The sequence below is a fragment of the Geodermatophilus aquaeductus genome, assembly GCF_900182545.1.
GTDB classification, from domain to species: Bacteria; Actinomycetota; Actinomycetes; order Mycobacteriales; family Geodermatophilaceae; genus Geodermatophilus; species Geodermatophilus aquaeductus.
This window is the reverse complement of the sequence record NZ_FXTJ01000005.1, coordinates 47,035-71,202: the sequence shown is the minus strand read 5'-3', so window position 1 is coordinate 71,202 and position 24,168 is coordinate 47,035. Positions and strand designations below refer to the sequence as shown.

Here is a 24,168-nt window from a genome sequence, read left to right as displayed (position 1 = left end):
GGGGCTAGGCTGCTGTCCCCGTGCACCTGTCGAGCCTGACGCTCAAGGGCTTCAAGTCCTTCGCGTCCCCGACGACGCTCCGTCTGGAGCCGGGCATCACCGCCGTCGTCGGCCCCAACGGCTCGGGCAAGTCCAACGTCGTCGACGCCATCGCCTGGGTCCTGGGCGAGCAGGGCGCCAAGTCGCTGCGCGGCGGCAAGATGGAGGACGTCATCTTCGCCGGCACCGCCGGCCGCCCGGCCCTCGGCCGGGCCGAGGTCACCCTCACCATCGACAACGCCGACGGCGCGCTGCCGATCGACTACACCGAGGTCTCGGTCACCCGCCGGATGTACCGCTCCGGCGAGAGCGAGTACGAGATCAACGGCGACAAGGTCCGCCTGCTCGACGTGCAGGAGCTGCTCAGCGACGCCGGCATCGGCCGCGAGATGCACGTCATCGTCGGCCAGGGCCAGCTCGACGCCGTCCTGTCCGGCCGCCCCGAGGACCGCCGCGCCTTCGTCGAGGAGGCCGCCGGCGTCCTCAAGCACCGCAAGCGCAAGGAGAAGGCGCTCCGCAAGCTCGACGCGATGCAGGCCAACCTCGACCGGCTGGCCGACCTCACCGCGGAGCTGCGCCGTCAGCTCAAGCCGCTGGGCCGCCAGGCCGAGGTGGCCCGCCGCGCCGCGGGCGTGCAGGCCGACCTGCGCGACGCCCGCCTCCGGCTGCTCGCCGACGACCTGGTCGCGCTGCGTGACGCGCTGGCCAAGGACGTCGCCGACGAGACCGCCGCCCGCGAGCGGCGCGCCGTCGTCGAGGCGGAGCTGGCCGGGGTGGCGCGGCGGGAGAGCGCGCTGGAGTCGGCGATGGCCGCCGACGCGCCCCGGCTGGGCGCCGCGCAGGACACCTGGTACCGGCTGTCGGCGCTCACCGAGCGGTTCCGCGGCATCGCCCAGCTCGCCGCCGAGCGGCACCGCCACCTCCTCGCCACCGCGCCCGCCGCGACCGGCGGCCGCGACCCCGAGCAGCTCGAGGCCGAGGCCGACCGGGTCGCCGCCACCGAGGCCGAGCTCGCCGCCGGGCTGGAGGCCGAGCGCGGCCGGCTGGCCACCGCCGTCGCCGCCCGTGCCGGGCTCGACGAGGCGCTGGCCGCCGAGGAGCGCGCCTGGGTGGCCGCCACCCGCGCGCTGGCCGACCGCCGCGAGGGGCTGGCCCGGCTGTCGGGGAAGGTCGCCGCCGCGCGTTCCCGCGCCGCCGCCGGGCAGGCAGAGGCCGAGCGGCTGGGCCAGGCGGCCGCGGAGGCCACCGCGCGGGCCGAGGCCGCCGAGGCCCGGCTCACCGAGCGGCGGGCCGGCGTGGCCGACGCCGACGACGAGGACACCGCGCTGGTCACCGCGCACACCGACGCCGTCGCCGCGCACGCCGCGGCCGCGCGCACGGTCACCGAGCTGGCCGACGCCGAGCGGGCCGCCGAGCGCGACCGCGCCTCCTGGGCCGCCCGGCGCGACACCCTCGCCCAGGGCCTGGCCCCCGTCGACGGCGCGGCCGCGGTGCTGTCCGCCGGGGCGTCGGGCGGGCTGGCCGGTGTCCTCGGGCCGGTCGCCGAGCGGATCACCGTCGCACCGGGGGCGGAGGTGGCGCTGGCCGCGGCGCTGGGCGGGCTGGCCGAGGCCGTCGTCGTCACCGGGGTCACCGCCGCCGTCGACGCGCTGGCGCACCTGCGCGACGTCGGCGGCGGGCGGGCCGGGCTGCTGGTCACCGGCGGCCCGGGCACGCTGCCGCGCGAGGACCGGCCGGAGCTGCCCGAGGGCGTGCGCTGGGCCCTGGACCTGGTCGAGGCCCCGGAGGAGCTGCGCGCGGCGCTGGCGCGGGTGCTCGACCGCGTCGCCGTCGTCCCGACCCTGGGCGCCGCCGCCGCCCTGGTCGCCGCGCACCCCGAGGTCCGCGCGGTCACCGCCGACGGCGACCTCGTCGGCGCCGACCGCGCCACGGGCGGTGCCTCCAACGCGCCCTCCGGCCTCGAGGTGCGCGCCCGCGTGGACGAGGCCGAGCGCGAGCTCGCCGACGCCAGCGCCCGCGCCGCCGACCTCGCCGGCCGGCTCGCCGCCGCCCGCGAGACCGTCCGCGCGCGCTCGGCCGACGTCGACACCGCGCTGGCCGCCCGGCAGGCCGCCGACCGCAGCCGCTCGAAGCTGGCCACCGAGCTGGCCGAGCTCGGTGCCGCGGCCCGCTCGGCCACGGCCGAGGCCGAGCGCACGGCCGCCGCGCAGCGCCGGGCGGAGCGGGCGCTGGAGGAGTCGCAGGCGGCGCTGGCCGAGCTGGAGGCCCGGCTGGCCGAGGCCGAGGCCGCACCGGTAGAGCAGGAGCCCGACCCCGCGCAGCGCGACCGGCTGCGGCTGGAGGTCGCCGCGGCCCGGCAGGCCGAGACCGAGGCCCGGCTGGCGGTGCGGACGGCGGAGGAGCGGGCGCGCGCCCTGTCCGGGCGGGCCGAGGCGCTGCGCCGCCAGGCCCGGCAGGAGCGCGCCGCCCGCGAGCGGGCCGAGGCCGCCCGGCTGGCCCGCCGCCGGGGCGCGGAGGTGGCCGCCCGGGTGCGCGCCGGCGCCGAGGTGGCGCTCACCGCGCTGGCCGGGTCGCTGGAGCGGGCCGCCGCCGAGCGCGACGAGCTGGCCCGCCAGCGCACCGCCCGCGAGGCCGAGCTGCTCGACGTCCGCACCCGGGTCCGCGCCGCGACCGCCGAGCTCGAGCGGCTCACCAGCGAGGTGCACCGCGACGAGGTGGCCCGCGCCGAGCAGCGGCTGCGCATCGAGGCGCTGGAGGAGCGGGCGGCCGAGGAGTTCGGCGTCGACCTGCCCACGCTGGTGGCCGAGTACGGGCCGGCCGCACCGGTGCCGCCCACGCCCGCGCAGCTGGCCGCCGCCGAGGCCGCGGGGGAGCCCGAGCCTGTCCCGGAGCCCTACGACCGCGCCGCCCAGGAGCGCCGCGCGGCCCGGGCCGAGCGCGACCTCGCCACGCTCGGCAAGGTCAACCCGCTGGCGCTGGAGGAGTTCGCGGCGCTGGAGGAGCGGCACACCTTCCTCGCCACCCAGCTGGAGGACCTGCGGGCCACCCGGCGCGACCTGCTGACCGTCGTCCGCGAGGTCGACGGGCGCATCCACGACGTCTTCGCCGCCGCGTTCGCCGACGTCGCGCGGGAGTTCGAGGGCGTGTTCGCCACGCTGTTCCCCGGCGGCCAGGGCCGGCTGGTGCTCACCGACCCCGAGGACATGCTCACCACCGGCGTGGAGATCGAGGCCCGCCCGCCGGGCAAGAAGGTCAAGCGGCTGTCGCTGCTGTCCGGCGGGGAGCGGTCGCTGACCGCCGTCGCGCTGCTGGTGGCGATCTTCCGGGCCCGGCCCTCGCCGTTCTACGTGCTCGACGAGGTGGAGGCGGCCCTCGACGACGTCAACCTCGGCCGGCTGCTCACCCTCGTCGAGCAGCTCCGGGCGACGTCGCAGCTGATCGTCATCACCCACCAGAAGCGCACGATGGAGATCGCCGACGCCCTCTACGGCGTGAGCATGCGCGGCGACGGCATCACCGGCGTCATCAGCCAGCGCCTCCGCGAGCCCGACCCGGTCTGACCCTCAGGCGGCAGAGATGGCCATTTCTGCCGCCTACACGCCGGAGGGGACGAGCAGGTCGACGGCGAGCGGCAGGTGGTCCGACGCGCCGGCGCCGTCGAGCACCCGCGCGCCGCCCACGCCGATGCCCTCGGTCACCCACACCTGGTCGATGCGCACGTGCGGGGAGCGCGCCGGGTGGGTGAGGCCCTCGTCGCGCTGCCAGAACCGCCAGCGGGCCTGGTCGTCGCGGTCGGGGGCCAGCTCCCAGGCGTCGCGGAAGCCCTCCCGCAGCGCGGCGAGCTCCGGGGCGTCGGGCGCGGCGTTCAGGTCGCCGACCACCACGCCGGTGGCCATCGGGTCCTCGAACAGGCCGCGCAGCAGGGCGACCTGCTCGGCGCGCTCGGCCGCCGACCGGGTGGTCAGGTGGGTGGTGGTCACCCACAGCGCGCCGCCGTCGAGCTCGACCAGGGTCCGCAGCGCGCTGCGCGGCTCGCCGCTGCCGGGCAGCGGGTGCACGTCGCTGATGAGGATCGGCAGCCGGGACAGCAGCGCGTTGCCGTACTGGCGACGCCGCCCCTCACCCGGGCGCGGCTCGTCGATGGCCGGGCCCCACGCCAACTGCATGTCCAGCGCGCGCGAGAGCAGCAGCGCCTGGTCGACGTCCTCGCTGCGGTCGCCGAAGTGCCGGTCGACCTCCTGCAGGCAGATGACGTCGGCCTCGGCGGCCGCGAGCACCTTCGCCAGGCGGGGGAGGTCGTGCCGGCGGTCGTCGCCCACGCCGTGGTGGGTGTTGAAGGTGACCAGCCGCACCGGGATCGGCGGCTGGTCGGGACCGGGGGCCGGCTTGACGCCGTGGGGATCGGTCACCCCGTCAGCCTGTCACCCCCGCGGTCGGGGCCGCAGTGGGCACCGGGTCGGCCAGCGGCAGGTCGAGCACCTGCTGCAGGCACTCCTCGCCGTCGGGCCGGTGGTCGCTGACGTGCAGCACGAACCGCGCCTCCCGCCCGTCGAGGACCAGCTCGCCCACCTGGTTGCCGAAGAACGGCCCGGCCGCCTTCGCCCACTCGACCGAGGCGGGGCGCACCCGCGCCGCCCGGGCGATCGCGCCGGTGAACCGCCGCGCCCAGCGGCTCCAGCCGATGCGGAACCCGACGCGGATCGGGTGCGGCGCCTGGTTGTGCAGCGGCGAGACGGTGAGCTGGTGCACGCGCGCGGACAGCCCGCCGGGGGAGACCACCTCGGCGGCGTAGGCGTGGTGGACGTCGCCGGAGAGCACCACCGCCGTCGCCGGCGCCCGGCCGTGCTCGCCGCGGGCCACGGACAGCAGCGCGGCGCCCAGCCGGTCGAAGGAGGCGCCGAAGGCCGCCCAGTGCTCGAGGTCGGCGGCCTGCCGCAGCTTCTCGGCGGCGCGCCCCAGCAGCCGGCCCTCGTGCCGGACCGCCAGCGCCTCGTCCCACCGCTCGATCGAGTCGATGGCGTGGGGGAGCAGCCACGGCAGCGAGGTCCCCACCAGCAGGTGGCTCACGCCGTCCTCGACGGCCTGCCGCATCTGGTCCTCGACCCAGGCGAACTCCAGGTCGTCGACCATCCGGCGGCCCTGCTCCTCGAGCACCCGCCCGGCGCGGCTGTCGACCATCAGCAGCCGCGCGTCGCCCCAGTGCCGCACGTAGCTCCAGCGCACCGTGTGCGGGTCGCGGTCGGCGGCGAGGGCCATCTCGCGCAGCAGCGGCTCGGCGTCGGCACCCTCGGGCAGCGCGCGCACGGCCTGCCACGTCGCGTTGTCCGCGAGCTCGGCGGGGGAGAGGTTGCCCAGGTGCTGGTAGACCCAGTAACTGGCCAGCCCGCCGGCGATCCGGTCGTCCCACCAGTCGGTCGTGGTCACCTCGCGGCGCCAGGCCGCCGAGGTGTTCCAGTCGTCGATCATCTCGTGGTCGTCGAACACCATCGACGACGGGATCGTCGACAGCAGCCAGCGCACCTGCGGGTCGTTCCAGGACTCGGCGTAGAGGCGGGTGTACTCCTCGAAGTCGCGGGTCTGCCCGTCCTCGGGGACCGGCTCACCCCGGCGCAGGCCCAGCCAGGTGCGCGTCGCGGTGGTCAGCTCGTCGGCGTAGACCTGGTCGCCGAGCATCACCAGCGCGTCGGGCCACCGGTCCTCCGGCAGTGACGCCACCCGCTCGGCGTAGGCGTCGAGCGCGTCGGGCGGGATGCCCTCGTCGAGGTCGACGGTGCTCGGCGCGGCGTAGCGGCAGGAGCCGAAGGCCAGCCGGAAGGGCCCCGGCCGCCCGGGCGTGCGGATCCGGCTCGCCGGGAACGGCGAGCTCTCCTCGGGCCACACCCGCGCGCCGTCGAGGCGCACCTCGTAGGGCGTCGTGCTCCCGGGCTCGAGCCCCTCGACGACGACCAGGGCGTAGTGGTGCCCGCCCGCGCGGAAGGTGCGGACGGTCCGCCCGAGGACGTCGACGGTGCACGGGCGGTCGGTCTCCACCCACACGGTGGCCGACACGGGGTCGACGTGCCGCAGGAGCGGACCGATCAGGAGGGTCGGGGTGTCCCCCTCGGGCAGCGGCATGCCGTCAGCGTGGCCCACCGACCTGCCTTCCGCCCAGAGCCCGCTGTGCGCGGGCTGGGAAGATGACGGCCATGGAGTTCGTGCTGATCGCGATCGCGATCGTCCTCGTGGCCCTGGTCGCCGGGGTCAGCCTGCTCGTCGGCCGCGGCCGCCGCACCACCCGCCTGGACGACGACGCGGTCTCGGGCACCACGCTCACCCGCCCGCGCCCGCCGGCCGCCCCGCCGGAGACCGACCGGCCCGCGGGCGCCACCGCCTCCGGCCAGGGGCTCGCCCCCGTCGAGCCGGTCTCGCCGGAGGCCCCGCCCGCCGTCGAGCTGCCGCCGGCCGAGCCCGAGCCGGGTCTCGCGTTCGAGACGCCGCCGCCGTCGGCCGGCCGCCTGGTGCGGCTGCGCTCCCGGCTGGCCCGTTCGCAGTCCTCGCTGGGCCGCGGCCTGCTCACCGTGCTCGCCCGCGAGCGGCTGACCGAGGACGACTGGGAGGAGGTCGAGGAGACGCTCCTGGCCGCCGACGTCGGCGTCGCGGCCACCACGCAGATCGTCGAGCGGCTGCGCACCCAGTCGATGGTGCTGGCCACCGCCACGCCGGCCGACCTGCGCGCGCTGCTGGTCCGCGAGCTCACCGCCGTCCTCGGTCCCGACCTCGACCGCCGCCTGGGCACCGACCGGCACGAGGGCCGGCCCGGGGTCGTCCTCGTCGTCGGCGTCAACGGCGCGGGCAAGACGACGACGGTCGGCAAGATCGCCCGCGTCCTCGTCGGCGACGGGAAGAGCGTCGTCCTCGGTGCCGCCGACACCTTCCGCGCCGCGGCCGCCGACCAGCTCGAGACCTGGGGCGAGCGGGTGGGCGTGCTCACCGTGCGCGGCCGGGAGGGCGGCGACCCCGCGTCGGTGGCGTTCGAGGCGGTGCGCACCGGGGTGGAGGCCGAGGTCGACACCGTCGTCGTCGACACCGCCGGGCGGCTGCACACCAAGTCCGGCCTCATGGACGAGCTGGGCAAGATCAAGCGGGTCGTGGAGAAGCAGAGCCCGGTCACCGAGGTGCTGCTCGTCCTCGACGCGACCACCGGCCAGAACGGCATCGTCCAGGCGCGTGTGTTCACGCAGGCCGTCGACGTCACCGGCGTGGTGCTGACCAAGCTCGACGGCACGGCCAAGGGCGGGATCGTCGTGTCGGTGCAGCGCGAGCTCGGCATCCCGGTGAAGCTGATCGGCCTGGGGGAGGGCGCCGACGACCTGGCGCCGTTCGAGCCCGAGGCCTTCGCCGAGGGCCTCGTCGGCGCAGGGGACTAGCGGACCTCGGCCGACCAGCGCTGCTCGATCCGGCCGAACCGCCAGATCGCCGCGGCGACCGCCCAGGTCACCACGAACAGCCCCACGATCGCGAAGCCGACGTACTCCAGGTCCAGCGAGGCCAGCCAGGCCAGCGGGCCGCCGTCGACGTGCAGCCGCTCGGCGAGCAGGCCGGCCAGCACGAGGACGCCGATGACGAGCGCGACGGTCACCGACAGCACCGTGATGGTCAGGTTGTAGAAGACCTTGCGGACCGGCTTGAGGAACGCCCAGCCGTAGGCCCGCGACATGAGGACGCCGTCGGCGGTGTCGAACAGGCTCATCCCGGCCGCGAACAGGACCGGCAGCACCAGGATCGCGTACCAGGGCAGCACGAACGCGGCCGAGCCCGCGGCCAGCACGAGCAGGGCGACCTGCGTGGCGGTGTCGAACCCCAGCCCCATGAGCAGGCCGACGGGGTAGAGGTGCCACGCGCGGCTGACCCGGCGGGTGACCCGGTTCAGCAGCCGGGCGAGGAAGCCGCGGTTGTGCAGGTGGTGCTCGAGCTCGGCCTCGTCGTACTCGCCGCGGCGCATCCGGCGGAACACGCGGGCGATGCCCACGGCCGAGCCCAGGTTCATCAGGCCGATGAGCAGCAGGAAGGCGCCGGCCACGAGCGTGCCGACCAGCGCCAGCGTCTCGCCGACCGCGTTGCCCTCGTCCTGGACGACGCCGGCGACCGAGCGGACCCCGGCCACCAGCAGCAGGCTCGCCACGAACACGACCGACGAGTGGCCGAGGGAGAACCAGAAGCCCGTGCTCACCGACGGGCGGCCGTCCTCGACCAGCTTGCGGGTGGTGTTGTCGATCGAGGCGATGTGGTCGGCGTCGAAGGCGTGCCGCACGCCGAGCATGTAGGCGGTCAGGCCCACGCCGACGCCGAGCACCCCGGTGGTGCCCAGCCGGTACTCCTGCGGCGCGACGGCGAGGACGAGCACGCCCCAGCCCACGACGTGCAGCAGCAGCACGAACGCCGACATGCCGGCGATGGAGCGCCACTCGCGGGGGGAGAAGGAGCCCCGGAGCCGGCCCGGGCGGAGCGGCGCGGCCGGCGGTGCGGCGGCGGCTCGGGCGGGGACGCTCACGGTTCCTCCAGGAGGGCGGTCGATCGGACGCCGAGGACCTTATTGCAGACAGTTTGCAACTGCATGGGCCTCGCAGCAAGAACGCCCACCCGGACGTGACGGCGGACACGTCCCGGGGCGCCGGCAACACGGCCGACACACGCCCCCGGGACACGCGGCGCGGAGTTCACCGTCCGGAAACAGGTCGACGACGCCTCCGGAAACACCCGCCCGGCACCGTGAACGCCGCGTCGCCGCCAGGGAGGGCTGCGACCGCGACCCGTCCGACCCCGGCCTGCCGGGGCCCGTTCCCTCGTTGCGGCCCTCGGCCCACGACCCACCTCAGGAGGTTGCCGTGGTCAACACCGGCGACACCGCCTGGATCCTCACCAGCGCGGCGCTCGTGCTGCTGATGACGCCAGGCCTGGCGCTCTTCTACGGCGGCATGGTCCGCGCGAAGAGCGTGCTCAACATGATGATGATGAGCTTCGGGGCCCTCGCACTGATCACCGTGCTCTGGGTGCTCTACGGCTACTCCGTCGCCTTCGGCGACGACGTCGGTGCCGGCCTGCTCGGCAACCCCGGTGAGTTCTTCGGCCTCGCGGGCCTCATGGAGGACACCACCAGCGAGGCCGGCGGCCTGCCGTCCATGGCCTTCGTCGGCTTCCAGGCCGTGTTCGCGATCATCACCGTCGCGCTGATCTCCGGCGCGATCGCCGACCGCGCCAAGTTCGGCTCCTGGATGGTCTTCGCCGGACTGTGGGCGACGGTCGTCTACTTCCCGGTCGCCCACTGGGTCTTCGACTTCACCCTCACCGGCGACGACGGCGTCGTGACCCACACCGGTGGCTGGATCGCGAACAACCTGGCGGCGATCGACTTCGCCGGCGGGACCGCGGTGCACATCAACGCCGGTGCCGCGGGCCTGGCGCTCGCGCTGGTGCTCGGCAAGCGCCGCGGCTTCGGCCGCGAGGCGATGCGGCCGCACAACCTGCCGCTGGTCATGCTCGGCGCGGGCCTGCTGTGGTTCGGCTGGTTCGGCTTCAACGCCGGCTCGGCGCTGGCGGCCAACAACACCGCCGCCGTCGTCTGGGTCAACACCCTGGCCGCCACCGCCGCCGCGATCCTCGGCTGGCTGCTCACGGAGAAGCTGCGCGACGGGCACGCCACCTCGCTGGGTGCCGCATCCGGCGCGGTCGCCGGCCTGGTCGCCATCACCCCGGCCTGCTCATCGGTCTCGCCGATCGGCGCGATCGTCCTGGGGATCGTCGCCGGTGTCCTCTGCGCCCTCGCCGTCGGCCTGAAGTACCGCTTCGGCTACGACGACTCGCTCGACGTCGTCGGCGTGCACCTCGTCGGTGGCCTCTGGGGCACCCTCGCCATCGGCTTCCTGGCCACGGCCGACGCGCCGGCCGGCGTCGACGGCCTGTTCTACGGAGGCGGCGTCGACCAGCTCTGGCGGCAGGCCGTCGGTGCGGTCGCCGTCCTGGTCTTCTCCTTCGTCCTTACGCTGGTCATCGGCTTCGTGATCCAGAAGACGATCGGCTTCCGGATCGCCGAGGAGGACGAGGTCACCGGGATCGACAACGTCGTGCACGCGGAGTCCGCCTACGACTTCGCCTCGCTCGGCAGCAGCGGCTCCACCGCCCCACTGGCCGGCCAGGCGCGCGCCGAGGCCCGCAACACCGAGAGGACGCTGGCATGAAGCTCGTCACCGCGATCATCAAGCCCTTCAAGCTCGACGACGTGAAGAACGCCCTCGAGCTGATCGGGATCACGGGACTGACCGTGAGCGAGGTCCAGGGCTTCGGCCGCCAGCGCGGCCACACCGAGGTCTACCGCGGTGCGGAGTACCAGGTGGACTTCGTGCCCAAGGTCCGCATCGAGGTCGTCGTCGGTGAGATCGACGCCGCCCGCGTGGTGGACGCCGTCGTCGAGTCGGCCTCGACCGGCCAGATCGGCGACGGGAAGGTGTGGGTCACCACGATCGACGAGATCGTGCGGGTCCGCACCGGCGAGCGCGGCGAGGACGCGCTCTAGGCCCGGTAACGCCGGAGATCGACCGTCGGCCGGGGTGGTGGGAGGCCCCCACCGCCCCGGCCGACGCCGTCCCGCCCGCCACCACCCAGGGGGATCCCGTGCCCGACCTCGGGTCGTTGCCCGACCTGCCCCGCGCCGAGCGGGTGCGGCTGCTCGACGCCTGGCTCGGCGGCCTGCTGGCCGACGCCGTCGCCGGGACGCCGCCGCCCCGGCAGTCCCGCGGTGCCACCGCGCCGCGGACGGGCACCGACGGCATCGCGCTGGTGGCCGTCGGCAGCCTCGGCCGGCGCGAACCCCCGCCGCACGGGGACCTCGACCTCGTGCTCGTCCACGACGGCCGGCCGGAGGTGGCCGCCCTCGCCGACGCCGTCTGGTACCCGATCTGGGACGCCGGTGCCCGGCTGGACCACTCGGTGCGGTCGGTGTCCGAGGCGGTGTCGGTGGCCTCGACCGACGTCAAGGCGGGACTGGGCCTGCTCGACGCCCGGCTGGTCGCCGGCGACGCCGCGCTCGCCGCGTCGCTGCGCACCGCCACCCTGGCCAGCTGGCGGCAGTCGGCGTCGAGGCTGCTGCCGCAGCTGCGCGACCTGCGCCGCGGCCGGGCCCGCCAGGTCGGGGAGCTGGCGTTCCTCCTCGAACCCGACCTCAAGGAGGCCTACGGCGGCCTGCGCGAGGGACAGGTGCTGCGCGCGGTGGCCGCCGCCCAGCTGGTCGACGAGCCCTCCGCCGAGGTGGAGGCGGCCTACTCCTTCCTGCTCGACGTCCGCGACGAGCTCCGGCGCCGCTCGGGCCGGTCCACCGACGTCCTCGTCCGGCAGGAGCAGCGGCCGGTCGCGGTGGCGCTCGGGCTGGCCGACGAGGACGTGCTGCTGCGCGAGGTGAGCCTCGCCGGGCGCCGGCTGGCCTTCGTCGCCGACGACACCTGGCGGCGGGTGGAGGCCGCGCTGGTCCGCCGCCCCCGCGCGCGCTACCGCCGGGTGCGGCGCGAGCCGCTGGCCGACGGTGTGGTGCGCCAGGGCGACGAGGTGGTGCTCGCCCGCGACGCCCGCCCGGCCGCCGATCCCGGGCTGGTCCTGCGCGGCGCCGCCGCGGCCGCCCGCGCCGACCTGCTGCTCTCGCCCTACACGCTCAAGGTGCTCGCCGTGCACTCCCCGCCGGTGCCCGAGCCGTGGCCGGCCGAGGTCCGCTGGTCGTTCCTGCGGCTGCTGGCCAGCGGGCGCTCGGCGGTGCCGGTCCTCGAGCAGCTCGACCAGGAGGGCCTGCTGTCGCGGCTGCTGCCCGAGTGGGACCGCGTGCGGTCGCTGCCGCAGCGCCACCCGTGGCACCGGTTCACCGTCGACCGTCATCTCGTCGAGGCCGCCACGGCCGCCGCCGAGCTCACCCACGACGTCGACCGCCCCGACCTGCTGCTCGTCGCGGCCCTCCTGCACGACGTCGGCAAGGGCTGGCCCGGCGACCACAGCGTCGTCGGGGAGCCGATCGCCGCCGCCGTCGCCGAGCGCATGGGCTTCGCGCCGGCCGACGTCGCCGTCCTCGGCACCCTGGTGCGCCACCACCTGCTGCTGCCCGACACCGCCACCCGCCGCGACATCGACGACCCCGCGACCATCGAGCGGGTCGCCGACACCATCGGCCGCGACGCGCAGGTGCTGCAGCTGTTGCACGCCCTCGCCCAGGCCGACGGCGCGGCCACGAGCGTCTCGGCGTGGTCGCCGTGGAAGGCCCACCTGGTCGCGCACCTGGTGGCCCGCGTGCAGGCTCACCTCGGCGGGACGCCGGTGGCCGAGCCCGACCCCGTCCTGCACCCGACCGAGCCCTCGGCGGCCCAGGCGGCCGAGGACGGGACGGTGACCGTCGGGGTCGAGGACGTCGCCGACGGCCAGCAGGTCACCATCGGCGCCCCCGACGCGCCCGGCCTGTTCAGCCGGCTGGCCGGGGTCCTGGCGCTCAACCAGCTCGACGTCCGCGCCGCGAAGGTCAACGTCGCCGGGCACCGGGCGACCGCGGTGTTCGCCGTCCGGCCCCGCTTCGGCCGCGCCCCGCAGCCGACGATCCTCGTCGACGCCGTCCGCGCGGCCCTGGAGGGGACGCTGCCGCTGGCCGAGCGGCTGCGTCAGCGCGAGGCCGACTACCGGCAGGACGCCGCCCGCTCGGCGCCGCCGCGGATCTCCTGGCACGACTCGGAGGTCAGCGGGGAGGCGACCAGCATCGTGGAGGTGCGCGCCGGGGACCGGGCGGGGCTGCTGTACCGGCTGACCGCCGCGCTGGCCGCCGAGGGGCTCGACGTCACCTCCGCGCGGATCGAGACGCTCGGGGCCGACGCCGCGGACTACTTCTACGTGTGCAACGCGGCCGGCTGCCCGATCGACGCCGAGCAGCGGGGCCGCGTCGAGACCGCCCTCGCCGCCGCCACGCGCGGTGCCGTACCCGACCCGGCGCACAGCGGGCGGTCCGACACGCCGGACTGAGGAACGCCGGAACTGTCGGTGCCGCGTGCGACCGTCGGGCTGACGCGGGACGGACCGGTCCCGCGACCGACGACGCCGAGGGGGAGCACCCGTGACCGCTCAGACGTGGCCCTGCCCGACCTGCGGCGAGGACCGGCTGTTCGAGCAGCCGCCCTGCGCCGACGGGCACACCGACGACGACGGCGAGTGCCCCGAGTGGGCGTGCACCGACTGCGGCGGCGCGTTCCTGCTCGGCGGCCTGGAGACGGTGGTCGCGGCGGCGGTGCGGCGCGCGGCCTGAGCGGCGCGCACGGCCGGGGGCGGTCGCCCGGGTCGATACCCTGGGGTCAGGTGGCGCGGCCCGTCCGCGCCCGTGACTGCTGAGGACTGCTCGTGTTCGAGACACTCTCCGACCGCCTCGACAAGGTCTTCGCCGGCCTGCGCGGCAAGGGCCGGCTGACCGACGCCGACATCGACGCCACCGCGCGCGAGATCCGCATCGCGCTGCTGGAGGCCGACGTGGCGCTGCCGGTGGTGCGCGCCTTCATCGCCGCGCTCAAGGAGCGGGCCCGCGGCGCCGCGGTCTCGCAGGCGCTCAACCCGGCCCAGCAGGTCATCAAGATCGTCAACGAGGAGCTCGTCGAGATCCTCGGCGGCGAGACCCGCAGGCTGCGCTACGCCAAGCAGTCGCCCACGGTGATCATGCTCGCCGGTCTGCAGGGCTCCGGTAAGACGACGCTGGCCGGCAAGCTCGGCCGCTGGCTCAAGGGGCAGGGCCACGCGCCGCTCCTCGTGGCCTGCGACCTGCAGCGCCCCAACGCGGTCAACCAGCTCTCGATCGTCGCCCAGCAGGCCGGCGTCGACGTCTACGCGCCCGAGCCCGGCAACGGCGTCGGCGACCCGATCCGCGTGGCCGCCGACTCGATCGAGCACGCCCGCCGCACCATGCACGACGTCGTCGTCGTCGACACCGCCGGCCGGCTGGGCATCGACGCCGAGCTGATGGCGCAGGCCGCCGGCATCCGCGACGCCGTGCAGCCCGACGAGACGCTGTTCGTCGTCGACGCGATGATCGGCCAGGACGCCGTCACCACCGCCGAGGCCTTCCGCGACGGCGTCGGCTTCTCCGGCGTCGTCCTCACCAAGCTCGACGGCGACGCCCGCGGTGGTGCCGCGCTCTCGGTGCGCTACGTGACCGGGCAGCCGATCATGTTCGCCTCCACCGGCGAGAAGCTCACCGACTTCGACGTCTTCCACCCCGAGCGGATGGCCTCGCGCATCCTCGGCATGGGCGACGTGCTCACCCTCATCGAGCAGGCCGAGCAGGCCTTCGACGCCGACCAGGCCGAGAAGATGGCCGGCAAGCTCGTCAGCCGCGAGGGCTTCACGCTCGAGGACTTCCTCGAGCAGATGATGGCCATCCGCAAGATGGGCCCGATCGCCAACCTGCTCGGCATGCTGCCCGGCGCGGGCGCGATGAAGGAGCAGCTCAAGCAGGTCGACGACCGCGACCTCGACCGCACCGCGGCGATCATCCGGTCGATGACGCCGCAGGAGCGCGTCGACTCGAAGATCATCAACGCGTCGCGCCGGGTGCGCATCGCCAACGGCTCGGGCGTGACCGTCACCGAGGTCAACCAGCTGCTGGAGCGCTTCGCGCAGGCCCAGAAGATGATGGGCCAGATGGCCGGCAGCATGGGCCTGCCCGGCATGGGCCCGATGTCGAAGAAGGCCCGCGGCCGGCAGATGCAGGCCCAGTCGGCGAAGGGCAAGAAGGGCAAGAAGGGGAAGGGCAAGGCGCCCGCCCGCCGTCCGATGGGCGCTCCCGGCCTGCCGCCGGGCGCCGGCTTCCCCGGTGGTGGCCTGCCCGGCGGGATGCCCGCGCTGCCCCCGGGCCAGGCGCTGCCCGACCTCAGCAAGCTCGACTTCAGCAAGTTCGGGGACGAGCGGCCCGGGCGGTGAGCGCGCCGGCCCTCCACGTCTCCGGGGTCGTCCTCCCCGAGGGCGAGCACCGCGACCTGTGGATCCGCGACGGCCGGGTGACGTTCGACCCGGTGCCGGGCGCGGAGACCGTGTCCCGCGGCGGATGGCTGCTGCCGGGTCTGGTCGACGCGCACTGCCACGTGGGCATCGGCCACGGCGGGGTGCCGGTGGAGGACCGGGCCGGGCTGCGGGAGCAGGCGCTGGCCGAGCGGGCCGCCGGCGTGCTCGCGCTGCGCGACTGCGGCTCGCCGGTGGACACCCGGGCGCTGGACGACGAACCCGACCTGCCCCGGATCGTCCGGGCCGGCCGGCACCTCGCCCGCACCCGCCGCTACATCCCGGGCCTGGCCGTCGAGCTCGAGCCCGCGGACCTCGTCGCCGAGGTGCGGGTGCAGGCCCGCCGCGGCGACGGGTGGGTCAAGCTCGTCGGCGACTGGATCGACCGCTCGGTGGGCGACCTCGCGCCGGAGTGGCCGGCCGACGTCGTGGTCGAGGCGATCGCCGCGGCGCACGAGGAGGGTGCGCGGGTCACCGCGCACACCTTCGGCACCGACGCGCTGCCCGGCCTGGTCCGCGCCGGCATCGACTGCATCGAGCACGGCACCGGGCTGACCGAGGACCTCGTCGGCGAGATGGCCGCGCGGGGGACCGCCGTCGTCCCGACGCTGGTCAACGTGGAGAACTTCCCCGGCTTCGCCGCGGCGGGGGAGGCGAGGTTCCCCACGTACGCGAGCACGATGCGGCGGCTGTACGCGCAGTCGGGTGCCGTCGTCCGGGCGGCGTACGAGGCCGGGGTGCCGGTGTTCGCCGGCACCGACGCCGGCGGCGGCATCGAGCACGGCCGCATCGCCGACGAGGTCCGTGCACTGTGCCGGGCCGGGCTGCCCGCCGAGGCCGCGCTGGCCGCCGCGTCGTGGTCCGCGCGCGCCTGGCTGGGGCTGTCCGGCATCGAGGAGGGGGCGCCGGCCGACCTCGTCGTCTACGAGGCCGACCCGCGCGCCGACCTCGACACGCTGACCCGGCCGGTCCTCACCGTGCTGCGCGGCCGGGTCGTCTGAGCCCGGTCAGACGGCGACGCCGGCGCTCGTGCAGGCGGCGCCGAAGTCGGTGACCGGCCCGGTCAGCGTCTCGAAGGCGGTGAACACGTCGGTGCCCGACCCGAGCTGGCCGATCACCTCGTCGGTGACCCCGGAGACGTCGTCGGCGGCGGCGAGCAGCGGCGCGCTGGCGTCCTGGTGGTCGGCGGGGGCGTCGCGCAGCGCCTCGAGCAGCGGGACGACGGAGGCGGGGTCGACGTAGCCGTTCTCGTCGACGGAGATCAGCGACAGGCCGGCGTAGCCGTACCAGCCGACGACCGCCTGGCACAGGCCCAGGTCGCCGGGCACGCCGGCGCCGGGGACGGGGAGGTCGTCGTCGGTGCCCGTCCCGGTGCCGCCCGTCCCGGGGGAGGTCTGCGGCGCGGGGCTCGGGACGGGGTCGGTGTCGCCGGCCTCCTCCACGGGCGGGGCGGCGGGGTCGGTCGAGGCCTCCTGGCCCTGGGAGACCGGGGTGGCCGTGCCGCTGACCGGGGACGAGCAGGCGGCGAGGGCCGCGCTCGCGGAGACGGCGAGGACGAGGGTGGCCAGTCGGCGGGGCGTGCGCACGGGGGGAGCTCCAGGGGTTCTCGGCGGGTTCGAGCCCGCCGGTCGGCGGCTCGCTGGGGACGACGGTCGCCGCCGGCACTTGCGACCCCCTTGCGAGCTGCTGACCGCGCGGCACAACCGGCTCGCGCGCCCTGGGAGACTCTGTCCGTGCTGTTGCGGATGTCCTCCCTGTTCCTGCGCACCCTGCGCGACGACCCGGCCGACGCCGAGGTGCCCAGCCACCGCCTCCTCGTGCGCGGCGGCTACATCCGGCGGGCCGCGCCGGGCGGGTTCACCTGGCTGCCGCTGGGCTGGCGGGTCTTCCGCAACGTCGAGCGCGTCGTCCGCGAGGAGATGGACCGGATGGGCGCCCAGGAGGTGCACTTCCCGGCGCTGTTGCCGCGCGAGGCCTACGAGGCGACCAACCGGTGGACCGAGTACGGCCCCAACCTCTTCCGCCTGCAGGACCGCCGCGGCGCGGACTTCCTGCTCGGCCCCACGCACGAGGAGATGTTCACGCTCCTGGTGAAGGACCTGTACTCGTCCTACAAGGACCTGCCGCTGTCGCTGTACCAGATCCAGACCAAGTACCGGGACGAGGCGCGGCCTCGGGCCGGGCTGTTCCGCGGCCGCGAGTTCACGATGAAGGACAGCTACTCCTTCGACGTCGACGACGCCGGCCTGGACGCCTCCTACGCCGCGCACCGCGCCGCCTACATCCGGATCTTCGACCGGCTGGGCCTGGAGTACGTGATCGTCTCGGCGATGTCGGGCGCGATGGGCGGCTCCAGGAGCGAGGAGTTCCTGCACCCCACCGAGATCGGCGAGGACACCTTCGTGCGCTCGGCCGGCGGCTACGCGGCCAACGTCGAGGCGGTCGCCAGCGTCGTCCCCGAGCCGATCCCGCTCGACGGGCTGCCCGAGGCGCACGTCGAGGACACCCCCGACACCCCGACCATCGAGACGCTGGTCGCCGTCGCCCGGGAGCTGTTCCCCGACGCCGGGTACACGGCGGCCTCGACCCTGAAGAACGTCGTCGTCACGCTGGTGCACCCCGACGGCACCCGCGAGCCGCTCGTCGTCGGCGTCCCCGGCGACCGCGAGGTCGACGCCAAGCGGCTCGAGGCGCAGATGGCGCCCGCCGAGGTGGAGCCGTTCGCGGACTTCGAGAAGCACCCGGCGCTGGTCAAGGGCTACATCGGGCCGCAGGTGCTCGGGAAGGACAGCGCGTCGGGCATCCGCTACCTCGTCGACCCGCGCGTGGTCCCCGGCACCCGGTGGGTGACCGGCGCCAACGAGCCGGGCAAGCACGTGTTCGACCTGGTGGCCGGCCGCGACTTCTCCTGGGACGGCACCGTCGAGGCCGCCGAGGTGCTGCCCGGCGACCCCGCGCCCGACGGCTCCGGCCCGCTGGAGCTGGCCCGCGGCGTGGAGATCGGGCACATCTTCCAGCTCGGCCGCAAGTACGCCGACGCGCTGGGCCTGCAGGTGCTCGACGAGAACGGCAAGCTCGTCACGGTCACGATGGGCTCCTACGGCATCGGCGTCTCCCGCGCGGTGGCCGCGATCGCCGAGTCCACGCACGACGAGCTGGGCCTGGTCTGGCCGCGCGAGATCGCCCCGGCCGACGTGCACCTGGTCGCCACCGGCAAGGACGCCGCGGTGTTCGAGGCCGCCGAGCGGCTGGCCGACGAGCTGGTGGCCGCCGGCCTGACCGTCCTCTACGACGACCGGCCGAAGGTGTCGCCCGGCGTGAAGTTCAAGGACGCCGAGCTGCTCGGGATGCCGACGATCGTCACGGTGGGCCGCGGCCTGGCGCAGGGCGTCGTCGAGGTGCGCGACCGGGCGACGGGGGAGCGGACGGAGGTCCCGGTGGCCGACGCCGCGGCCGCCGTCCTCACCGCGGCCCGGGGCTAGCTCTCCGCCACGAGCTCGACCTCGTAGCCGTCGGGGTCCTCGAGGTAGGCGGCGCGGTGGTCCGGGCCGCCGGCGAACGGGTGGCGGTCGGCGAACATCAGCCGCCACCCGTGCGCCGGCGCCGCGGCCACCAGGGCGTCGAGGTCCGCGGGCGTCCCCGCCCAGAACGCGAGGTGGTTGAGGCCCGGCCGCCGGCGCTCGTGGATGTCCGCGGACAGGTCCGGCGAGCGCTCGACCACGACGTAGACCTCGTCCAGCCGCCACGACCGGCCGCGCTCCCAGGACTGGTACGGCTGCGCGCCCAGGGCGGTCAGCAGCCAGCCCCACGACCGCTCGGCCCGGTCGAGGTCGGGCACCCACAGCTCCACGTGGTGGAGCAGACCCCGGCTGGTCATCACGTGCCTCCCGGCATCTGGCATCATGGACGGTCGAACACGGCGGTGCGCGGCCCTCTCACCGACGCCGGCCGTGTCCCTGGCTCCGCCCCGGCGTAACCCCACGCGTCCGTCCGGCGAGCACCGACGAACAGCGTTCGAGGAGAATCCGAGCCACCGTGGCCACCAAGATCAAGCTCATGCGTCTGGGCAAGATGCGTGCTCCGTACTACCGCATCGTCGTCGCCGACTCGCGCACCAAGCGCGAGGGCCGCGTCATCGAGACGATCGGCAAGTACCACCCGAAGGAGGACCCCTCCTTCATCGAGGTCGACACCGAGCGGGCGCAGTACTGGCTCGGCGTGGGCGCCCAGCCCACCGAGCCGGTCGCAGCCATCTTCCGCGTCACCGGTGACTGGCAGAAGTTCAAGGGCGAGCCGGCCCCGCCGCCCATGAAGGTCGCCGCCCCGAAGCCCGACCGCAAGGCCCTCTACGAGGAGGCCGTCCGCGGCAACGGCGACGAGCCGGCCGCCGGCGCGACCACCCCGAAGAAGAAGGCCGCGCCCAAGGCCGACGACGCCCCCGCCGCCGTCGCCGAGGCCGCCGGTGCCGCTGGCGAGGGCCCGGCCGCCGGCGCCACCTCGACGCCCGCCGAGTAAGACGTGCTCGAAGAGGCGCTCGAGCACCTGGTCAAGGGCATCGTCGACCACCCGCGCGACGTCACCGTCGACATGGTCGGCGGCCGTCGCGGCAAGACCCTCGAGGTCCGGGTCCACCCCGACGATCTCGGCAAGGTGATCGGCCGAGGCGGGCGCACCGCCAAGGCGCTGCGCACGGTCATGACCGGCGTCGGCGGCCGCGGCCTGCGGGTCGACGTCGTCGACACCGACGGGCGCTGAGCCCTCGCGTCCCGGACGTGGGACCCACTCCTGACGACACCGTGGTGGTCGGCCGCATCGGCCGGCCCCACGGTGTCCGTGGTGAAGCGACCATCGAGGTCCGCACCGACGACCCCGACGACCGGTTCGTCCCCGGTGCCGTCCTCCGCACCGTCCCCGCCGACCGCGGTCCGCTGACCGTCGCCGGCGCCCGCTGGCACCGCGAGGTGCTGCTGCTCGCGTTCGAGGGCTACGACTCCCGCGAGGAGGTCGAGGCCCTCCGCGACACCCTGCTCGAGGTCCCCGTCGCCGACCTGCCGGCACTGGAGGACCCCGACGCCTACTACGACCACCAGCTGCACGGCCTGGGCGTGCAGCTGCCCGACGGCACGCCGCTGGGCGAGGTGACCGCCGTCCGCCACGAGGGCGCCGACCTGCTGGTCGTGGCCCGCGTCGACGGCGGGGAGCTGCTGGTGCCCTTCGTCTCGGCGATCGTGCCGACCGTCGACGTCGCCGGCGGGATCGTGGTCGTCGACCCGCCCGAGGGGCTGCTCGACCTGTGACCTTCCGCATCGACGTCGTCACGATCTTCCCCGAGTACCTCGCCCCGCTGCGCCAGTCGCTGCTGGGGAAGGCCGCGGAGCGCGGCCTGCTCGCCGTCGGCGTGCACGACCTGCGGCAGTGGACCGACGACGTCCACCGCACCGTCGACGACGCCCCCTACGGCGGCGGCCCCGGCATGGTGATGCGCCCCGAGCCGTGGGCGCGGGCCCTGGAGGCCGTCCGGCCGCCCGGCACGCGGCTGGTCGTGCCGACGCCCGCCGGGCGCCCGTTCACCCAGGCCGTCGCCGCCGAGTGGTCCACCGAGCCCGGCCTGGTCTTCGCCTGCGGCCGCTACGAGGGCATCGACCAGCGCGTGGCCGACTGGGCCGCGGAGTCCGGGCCGGTGTCGGAGGTCTCCATCGGCGACTACGTCCTCGCCGGCGGTGAGTCCGCGGTGCTGGTGATGGTCGAGGCGGTCACCCGGCTGCTGCCCGGCGTCGTGGGCAACCGCGACTCGGTGGAGTTCGACTCGCACGCCGACGGGCTGCTCGAGGGCCCTTCCTACACCCGCCCGGCGTCCTGGCGTGGGCTCGACGTGCCGCCCGTGCTGCTCTCCGGCGACCACGCGGCCATCGCCCGGTGGCGGCGCGCGGAGTCCCTGCGGCGCACCGCGACCCGGCGTCCGGACCTGCTGGCCGCGCTGCCCGAGGACGCGCTCACCCCGGCCGACCGGGCGGCCCTCGACGGTGCCTGAGCGCGCGGTGGTGCGGCCGACGGCGCGGGTCGTCGTGCTCGACCCCGACGGGCGGGTGCTGCTGCTCGGCGCCCGGCTGACCGACCCGGCGGTCCCGCCCGGTGACGTGCTGTTCTGGTACACGCCCGGCGGGGGAGTGGAGGACGGCGAGACCGTCCGCCAGGCCGCCGCCCGCGAGCTCGCCGAGGAGATCGGCCTGGTGGTCGACCCGGCGGCGCTGGAGGGCCCCGTCTGGCTGCGCCGGCACGTGGGTCCCTTCGCCGGCGTCGACGTCGACTCCCGGGAGACGTTCTTCGTCCTGCGCGACGTCGTCCACGAGGTGGACGCCGCCGGCCGCACCGAGTTGGAGCTGCTGGGGGAGGAGCCGCACCGCTGGTGGACGCCAGCCGAGATCGCCGCCGCGGACGTGGAGTTCGCGCCGCGCGAGCTCGCCGACGTGCTGCCCGAGCTGCTCGCCGGAGCGTGGCGTCGGCCACCCCGGGTCGTCGACTGACGCCCGTTCCGCGGGGCCGCACTCGGCAGGCCGGCGCGGATGTGGCACAGTAGAGAGTCGCTGCAGACCGGAGGCGCCCGCCGACGGGTCCCCGGAGTCGCAGCCCCCTGGTCCGGAGCGCGGGGTGTCCCGCTGCCCGGACCGACGACGAGCCACTGCTGAGACCGAGGAATGCCGCGATGAACACCCTGGACGTACTCGACGCCGACTCGCTGCGCGACGACATCCCCGAGTTCCGCCCCGGGGACACCGTCAAGGTGCACGTGCGCGTCGTCGAGGGCAACCGCTCGCGCATCCAGGTCTTCCAGGGCGTCGTCATCCGGCGCCAGGGCGGCGGGATCCGCGAGACCTTCACCGTCCGCAAGGTCAGCTTCGGCGTGGGTGTCGAGCGCACCTTCCCGGTGCACACCCCGGTCGTCGAGAAGATCGAGGTCGTGACCCGCGGTGACGTCCGCCGCGCCAAGCTGTACTACCTGCGCGAGCTGCGCGGCAAGGCCGCCAAGATCAAGGAGCGCCGCGAGACCGTCGCGCGCTGACCGCGCCCGGCTCGCCCCGGACGACTCCGGGCCGGAACGACCCGGCCTGACCACGGCGGGTCCTCCGCGGCCGTACGCTGGCTCCCGATGAGCAGCGACCGGTCCGGAGGGCCCGCCGACGTCGTCCCGGGGGACGACCCCACGCCCGAGGAACCGGCCACCGGACGGCACCGCGCCTGGCGGAGGCCGAAGGGCGCCCCGGAGAAGAAGAGCTCGCTGCTGCGCGAGCTGCCGGTGCTGCTGCTCGTGGCCTTCGTGCTGGCGCTGCTGGTCAAGACGTTCCTCGCCCAGGCGTTCTTCATCCCCTCCGGATCGATGGAGCAGACGCTGCACGGCTGCACCGGCTGCACCGGTGACCGGGTGCTGGTCAACAAGATCCCGTACTGGTTCGGCGAACCCGAGCCCGGCGACATCGTCGTCTTCGAGGGTCCGGACACGTGGACACCCGAGGTCGAGGTGTCCGAGCCGTCGAACTGGTTCACCGGCGCCCTGCTCTGGCTCGGCCGCGCGGTCGGCGTCGCGCCGCCCAGCGAGGACGACTACGTCAAGCGGGTCATCGCCACCGGCGGGCAGACCGTGCAGTGCTGTGACGCCGAGGGGCGGGTGACCGTCGACGGCCAGCCGCTCGACGAGCCCTACATCTTCGAGAACACCCCGCTGGAGAGCCGCGCGTTCGACCCCGTGATCGTGCCCGAGGGCCGGCTGTGGGTCATGGGCGACCACCGGTCGGCGTCGGCCGACTCGCGGTCCCACGTCGGCGACCGCTACAGCGGCACCATCGCCGTCGACGACGTCATCGGCAAGGCCGCGCTCATCGTCTGGCCGGTCTCGCGCTTCGGCACCCTCGACGACCCGGACATCCAGGGCACCGAGGCGGCCGGCCTCTCCGGCACGGTCGGCCAGTACCTGCCGCTGGGTGCGGGTCTGGTCGGCGCGCTGCCGGTCGCGGCGTGGAACCGCAGGCGCCGGCTGCGCCCGCCACCGGGCTGAGCACCTCCGCCTCCCGACGGCGCCGTCCCTCCCCGAGGGGCGGCGCCGTCGTCGTTCCCGCGCCATTCCCGGAAATTGCGTCCCCATGTCGACAATCCGGAGTCGGTCACCACTCGGTGTTTCCCCTGTGACGGCGACTACCAATACGGGCCGCAGAAAAAATCCCCAGGAAGTGTTCAAGGTGTGCGCCATTCATCCCGATGGAGTAGTCGAGAGTCACCTGGTCCACTGAATTGGAGAAAGTCGTGTCCGCACCCCTGGCGAGCGCTACCCGAGGCGTCACCCGCGTGCTCCTCCTCGCCGACGCCCCCGTCCTGCGGCGCGGCCTGGTCAGCATGATCAACGAGACGGCCGGCATGCAGTCGGTCGGCACCCCCGGCGAGCTGCGCCGCGCCCTGACCCTCGTCGAGACCGCCCGGCCCGACGCCGTGGTCGTCGAGATGGGCGCCGGTCGCGCCGCCACCCTCAACGTCGTCCGCGACCTGCGCCGCCGCTTCCCGCGGGTGGCCGTCGTCGCCCTGGCCACCTCCGAGGACCCCGCCGTGGTCAACGAGGCGGTCGCCGCCGGTGTTCGCGGCTACCTGATGCTCAACACCTCGCCGACCCTGCTCGGCTGGGCGATCCTGGCCGCCCGTGCCGGCCGCACCGTCGTCGACCCGCAGATCCGCCGCGTCGAGGGCGCCACCGCTCCCGTCGCCAAGCCGCTGACCCCCGAGGTCCCCCTGACCCGCCGCGAGCAGGACGTCCTCGACGAGCTGCTGCAGGGCCAGTCCAACCGGCAGATCGGCCGCAACCTGTTCATCAGCGAGGACACCGTCAAGTCCCACGTCAAGGCCATCCTGCGCAAGCTGGGTGCCCGCGACCGGGCGCACGCGGTCTCCCTGGTGCTCTCCTCGCGCGGCTCGGCCTCCTGCACCTGCGGTGCCCACGCCGTGACCGCCGCCCCGGCCCCCGTGGAGGTCTGACCCCCTCCCTCCTCCGTCCGGACCGTCCGCCTCCTCGGCGGTCCGGCCCACGGACCCCCGGGTCCGCTCCGGTCCACG

22 protein-coding genes are annotated in these 24,168 nt (G+C 75.3%); 17 read left to right on the top strand and 5 right to left on the bottom strand.

Translation table 11 applies throughout. The features are described from left to right. Nucleotides 1-20 precede the first annotated feature (20 nt). Nucleotides 21-3,599, top strand: coding sequence for a chromosome segregation protein SMC (gene smc, locus FN207_RS13780; protein ID WP_142459083.1), 3,579 nt, complete (start codon nt 21-23; stop codon nt 3,597-3,599). Nucleotides 3,600-3,632: 33 nt separating this feature from the next. Here the strand turns inward: smc and FN207_RS13775 are convergent, their stop codons facing one another. Both FN207_RS13775 and FN207_RS13770 read right to left on the bottom strand, forming a co-directional pair. After that, nucleotides 3,633-4,448 (bottom strand): endonuclease/exonuclease/phosphatase family protein, encoded by an 816-nt coding sequence (locus FN207_RS13775; protein ID WP_142459082.1) that lies wholly within the window; start codon nt 4,446-4,448, stop codon nt 3,633-3,635. A gap of 4 nt (nt 4,449-4,452) precedes the next feature. Then, on the bottom strand, nt 4,453-6,153 hold the full coding sequence (locus tag FN207_RS13770; RefSeq protein ID WP_142459081.1) for an alkaline phosphatase D family protein: 1,701 nt from the start codon (nt 6,151-6,153) through the stop codon (nt 4,453-4,455). Between the two features lie 71 nt (nt 6,154-6,224). Here FN207_RS13770 and ftsY point away from each other — a divergent pair, with 71 nt between their 5' ends. Further along, nucleotides 6,225-7,445, top strand: a complete 1,221-nt coding sequence (gene ftsY, locus FN207_RS13765) for a signal recognition particle-docking protein FtsY (protein WP_142459080.1) — start codon at nt 6,225-6,227, stop codon at nt 7,443-7,445. On the opposite strand, the gene nicT is transcribed toward ftsY, so the two are convergent. Further along, on the bottom strand, nt 7,442-8,569 hold the full coding sequence (gene nicT / locus FN207_RS13760; protein ID WP_221888194.1) for a Nickel transporter NicT: 1,128 nt from the start codon (nt 8,567-8,569) through the stop codon (nt 7,442-7,444). The genes ftsY and nicT overlap by 4 nt on opposite strands. 334 nt (nt 8,570-8,903) lie before the next feature. Between nicT and FN207_RS13755 the strand changes: the two genes are divergently transcribed. The 6 genes from FN207_RS13755 to FN207_RS13730 all read left to right on the top strand — a co-directional run bounded on the left by FN207_RS13755 (nt 8,904) and on the right by FN207_RS13730 (nt 16,076). Beyond that, nucleotides 8,904-10,253, top strand: coding sequence for an ammonium transporter (locus FN207_RS13755; RefSeq protein WP_142459079.1), 1,350 nt, complete (start codon nt 8,904-8,906; stop codon nt 10,251-10,253). After that, nucleotides 10,250-10,588, top strand: coding sequence for a P-II family nitrogen regulator (locus FN207_RS13750; RefSeq protein ID WP_110005683.1), 339 nt, complete (start codon nt 10,250-10,252; stop codon nt 10,586-10,588). The genes FN207_RS13755 and FN207_RS13750 overlap by 4 nt, the downstream gene beginning before the upstream one ends. Nucleotides 10,589-10,686: 98 nt before the next feature. Further along, complete coding sequence (locus FN207_RS13745) at nt 10,687-13,056, top strand: [protein-PII] uridylyltransferase (RefSeq protein ID WP_142459078.1); 2,370 nt, start codon at nt 10,687-10,689, stop codon at nt 13,054-13,056. A gap of 91 nt (nt 13,057-13,147) precedes the next feature. Further along, complete coding sequence (locus FN207_RS13740) at nt 13,148-13,336, top strand: hypothetical protein (RefSeq protein ID WP_110005685.1); 189 nt, start codon at nt 13,148-13,150, stop codon at nt 13,334-13,336. Between the two features lie 92 nt (nt 13,337-13,428). Further along, nucleotides 13,429-14,997: a signal recognition particle protein gene (gene ffh / locus FN207_RS13735; RefSeq protein ID WP_110905325.1), complete on the top strand. Its 1,569-nt coding sequence runs from the start codon at nt 13,429-13,431 to the stop codon at nt 14,995-14,997. Continuing rightward, the gene (locus tag FN207_RS13730) at nt 14,994-16,076 is read left to right on the top strand and encodes an amidohydrolase family protein (RefSeq protein ID WP_142459077.1); all 1,083 of its coding nucleotides are present in this window, start codon (nt 14,994-14,996) and stop codon (nt 16,074-16,076) included. Before ffh ends, FN207_RS13730 begins: the two co-directional genes overlap by 4 nt. Before the next feature lie 6 nt (nt 16,077-16,082). Here the strand turns inward: FN207_RS13730 and FN207_RS13725 are convergent, their stop codons facing one another. Further along, nucleotides 16,083-16,661 carry a hypothetical protein gene (locus FN207_RS13725; RefSeq protein WP_142459076.1) on the bottom strand — a complete coding sequence of 193 codons (579 nt, stop codon included), beginning with the start codon at nt 16,659-16,661 and terminating at the stop codon, nt 16,083-16,085. A gap of 147 nt (nt 16,662-16,808) precedes the next feature. Between FN207_RS13725 and FN207_RS13720 the strand changes: the two genes are divergently transcribed. Beyond that, a complete protein-coding gene (locus FN207_RS13720) occupies nt 16,809-18,557 on the top strand; it encodes a proline--tRNA ligase (protein ID WP_142459075.1) in 1,749 nt (582 codons plus the stop codon). Here FN207_RS13720 and FN207_RS13715 read toward each other — a convergent pair. Next, entirely contained in the window at nt 18,554-18,952 is a 399-nt protein-coding gene (locus tag FN207_RS13715) for a VOC family protein (protein ID WP_221888193.1), read from the bottom strand. The genes FN207_RS13720 and FN207_RS13715 overlap by 4 nt on opposite strands. Nucleotides 18,953-19,110: 158 nt before the next feature. Here FN207_RS13715 and rpsP point away from each other — a divergent pair, with 158 nt between their 5' ends. The 8 genes from rpsP to FN207_RS13675 all read left to right on the top strand — a co-directional run bounded on the left by rpsP (nt 19,111) and on the right by FN207_RS13675 (nt 24,090). After that, entirely contained in the window at nt 19,111-19,590 is a 480-nt protein-coding gene (gene rpsP, locus FN207_RS13710) for a 30S ribosomal protein S16 (RefSeq protein ID WP_142459074.1), read from the top strand. Between the two features lie 3 nt (nt 19,591-19,593). Beyond that, nucleotides 19,594-19,830, top strand: a complete 237-nt coding sequence (locus FN207_RS13705) for an RNA-binding protein (protein ID WP_093579987.1) — start codon at nt 19,594-19,596, stop codon at nt 19,828-19,830. A gap of 17 nt (nt 19,831-19,847) precedes the next feature. Then, on the top strand, nt 19,848-20,372 hold the full coding sequence (gene rimM / locus FN207_RS13700; RefSeq protein ID WP_142459073.1) for a ribosome maturation factor RimM: 525 nt from the start codon (nt 19,848-19,850) through the stop codon (nt 20,370-20,372). Then, a complete protein-coding gene (trmD, locus tag FN207_RS13695) occupies nt 20,369-21,106 on the top strand; it encodes a tRNA (guanosine(37)-N1)-methyltransferase TrmD (RefSeq protein ID WP_142459072.1) in 738 nt (245 codons plus the stop codon). Before rimM ends, trmD begins: the two co-directional genes overlap by 4 nt. Beyond that, on the top strand, nt 21,099-21,599 hold the full coding sequence (locus FN207_RS13690; protein WP_142459071.1) for an NUDIX hydrolase: 501 nt from the start codon (nt 21,099-21,101) through the stop codon (nt 21,597-21,599). Before trmD ends, FN207_RS13690 begins: the two co-directional genes overlap by 8 nt. A 179-nt stretch (nt 21,600-21,778) precedes the next feature. Further along, nucleotides 21,779-22,135 carry a 50S ribosomal protein L19 gene (rplS, locus tag FN207_RS13685; protein ID WP_089402526.1) on the top strand — a complete coding sequence of 119 codons (357 nt, stop codon included), beginning with the start codon at nt 21,779-21,781 and terminating at the stop codon, nt 22,133-22,135. Between the two features lie 87 nt (nt 22,136-22,222). Continuing rightward, the gene (lepB, locus tag FN207_RS13680; RefSeq protein WP_142459070.1) at nt 22,223-23,125 is read left to right on the top strand and encodes a signal peptidase I; all 903 of its coding nucleotides are present in this window, start codon (nt 22,223-22,225) and stop codon (nt 23,123-23,125) included. Nucleotides 23,126-23,370: 245 nt separating this feature from the next. Then, nucleotides 23,371-24,090, top strand: coding sequence for a LuxR C-terminal-related transcriptional regulator (locus tag FN207_RS13675; RefSeq protein WP_142459069.1), 720 nt, complete (start codon nt 23,371-23,373; stop codon nt 24,088-24,090). Nucleotides 24,091-24,168: the final 78 nt, after the last annotated feature.

What these genes read in the sequence shown, in the direction of transcription:
- FN207_RS13770 (WP_142459081.1), bottom strand. Translation starts at nt 6,153, where the DNA reads ATGCCGCTGCCCGAGGGGGACACCCCGACCCTCCTGATCGGTCCGCTC.
- ftsY (WP_142459080.1), top strand. Translation starts at nt 6,225, where the DNA reads ATGGAGTTCGTGCTGATCGCGATCGCGATCGTCCTCGTGGCCCTGGTC.
- FN207_RS13750 (WP_110005683.1), top strand. Translation starts at nt 10,250, where the DNA reads ATGAAGCTCGTCACCGCGATCATCAAGCCCTTCAAGCTCGACGACGTG.
- FN207_RS13715 (WP_221888193.1), bottom strand. Translation starts at nt 18,952, where the DNA reads ATGACCAGCCGGGGTCTGCTCCACCACGTGGAGCTGTGGGTGCCCGAC.
- rplS (WP_089402526.1), top strand. Translation starts at nt 21,779, where the DNA reads ATGAACACCCTGGACGTACTCGACGCCGACTCGCTGCGCGACGACATC.
- lepB (WP_142459070.1), top strand. Translation starts at nt 22,223, where the DNA reads ATGAGCAGCGACCGGTCCGGAGGGCCCGCCGACGTCGTCCCGGGGGAC.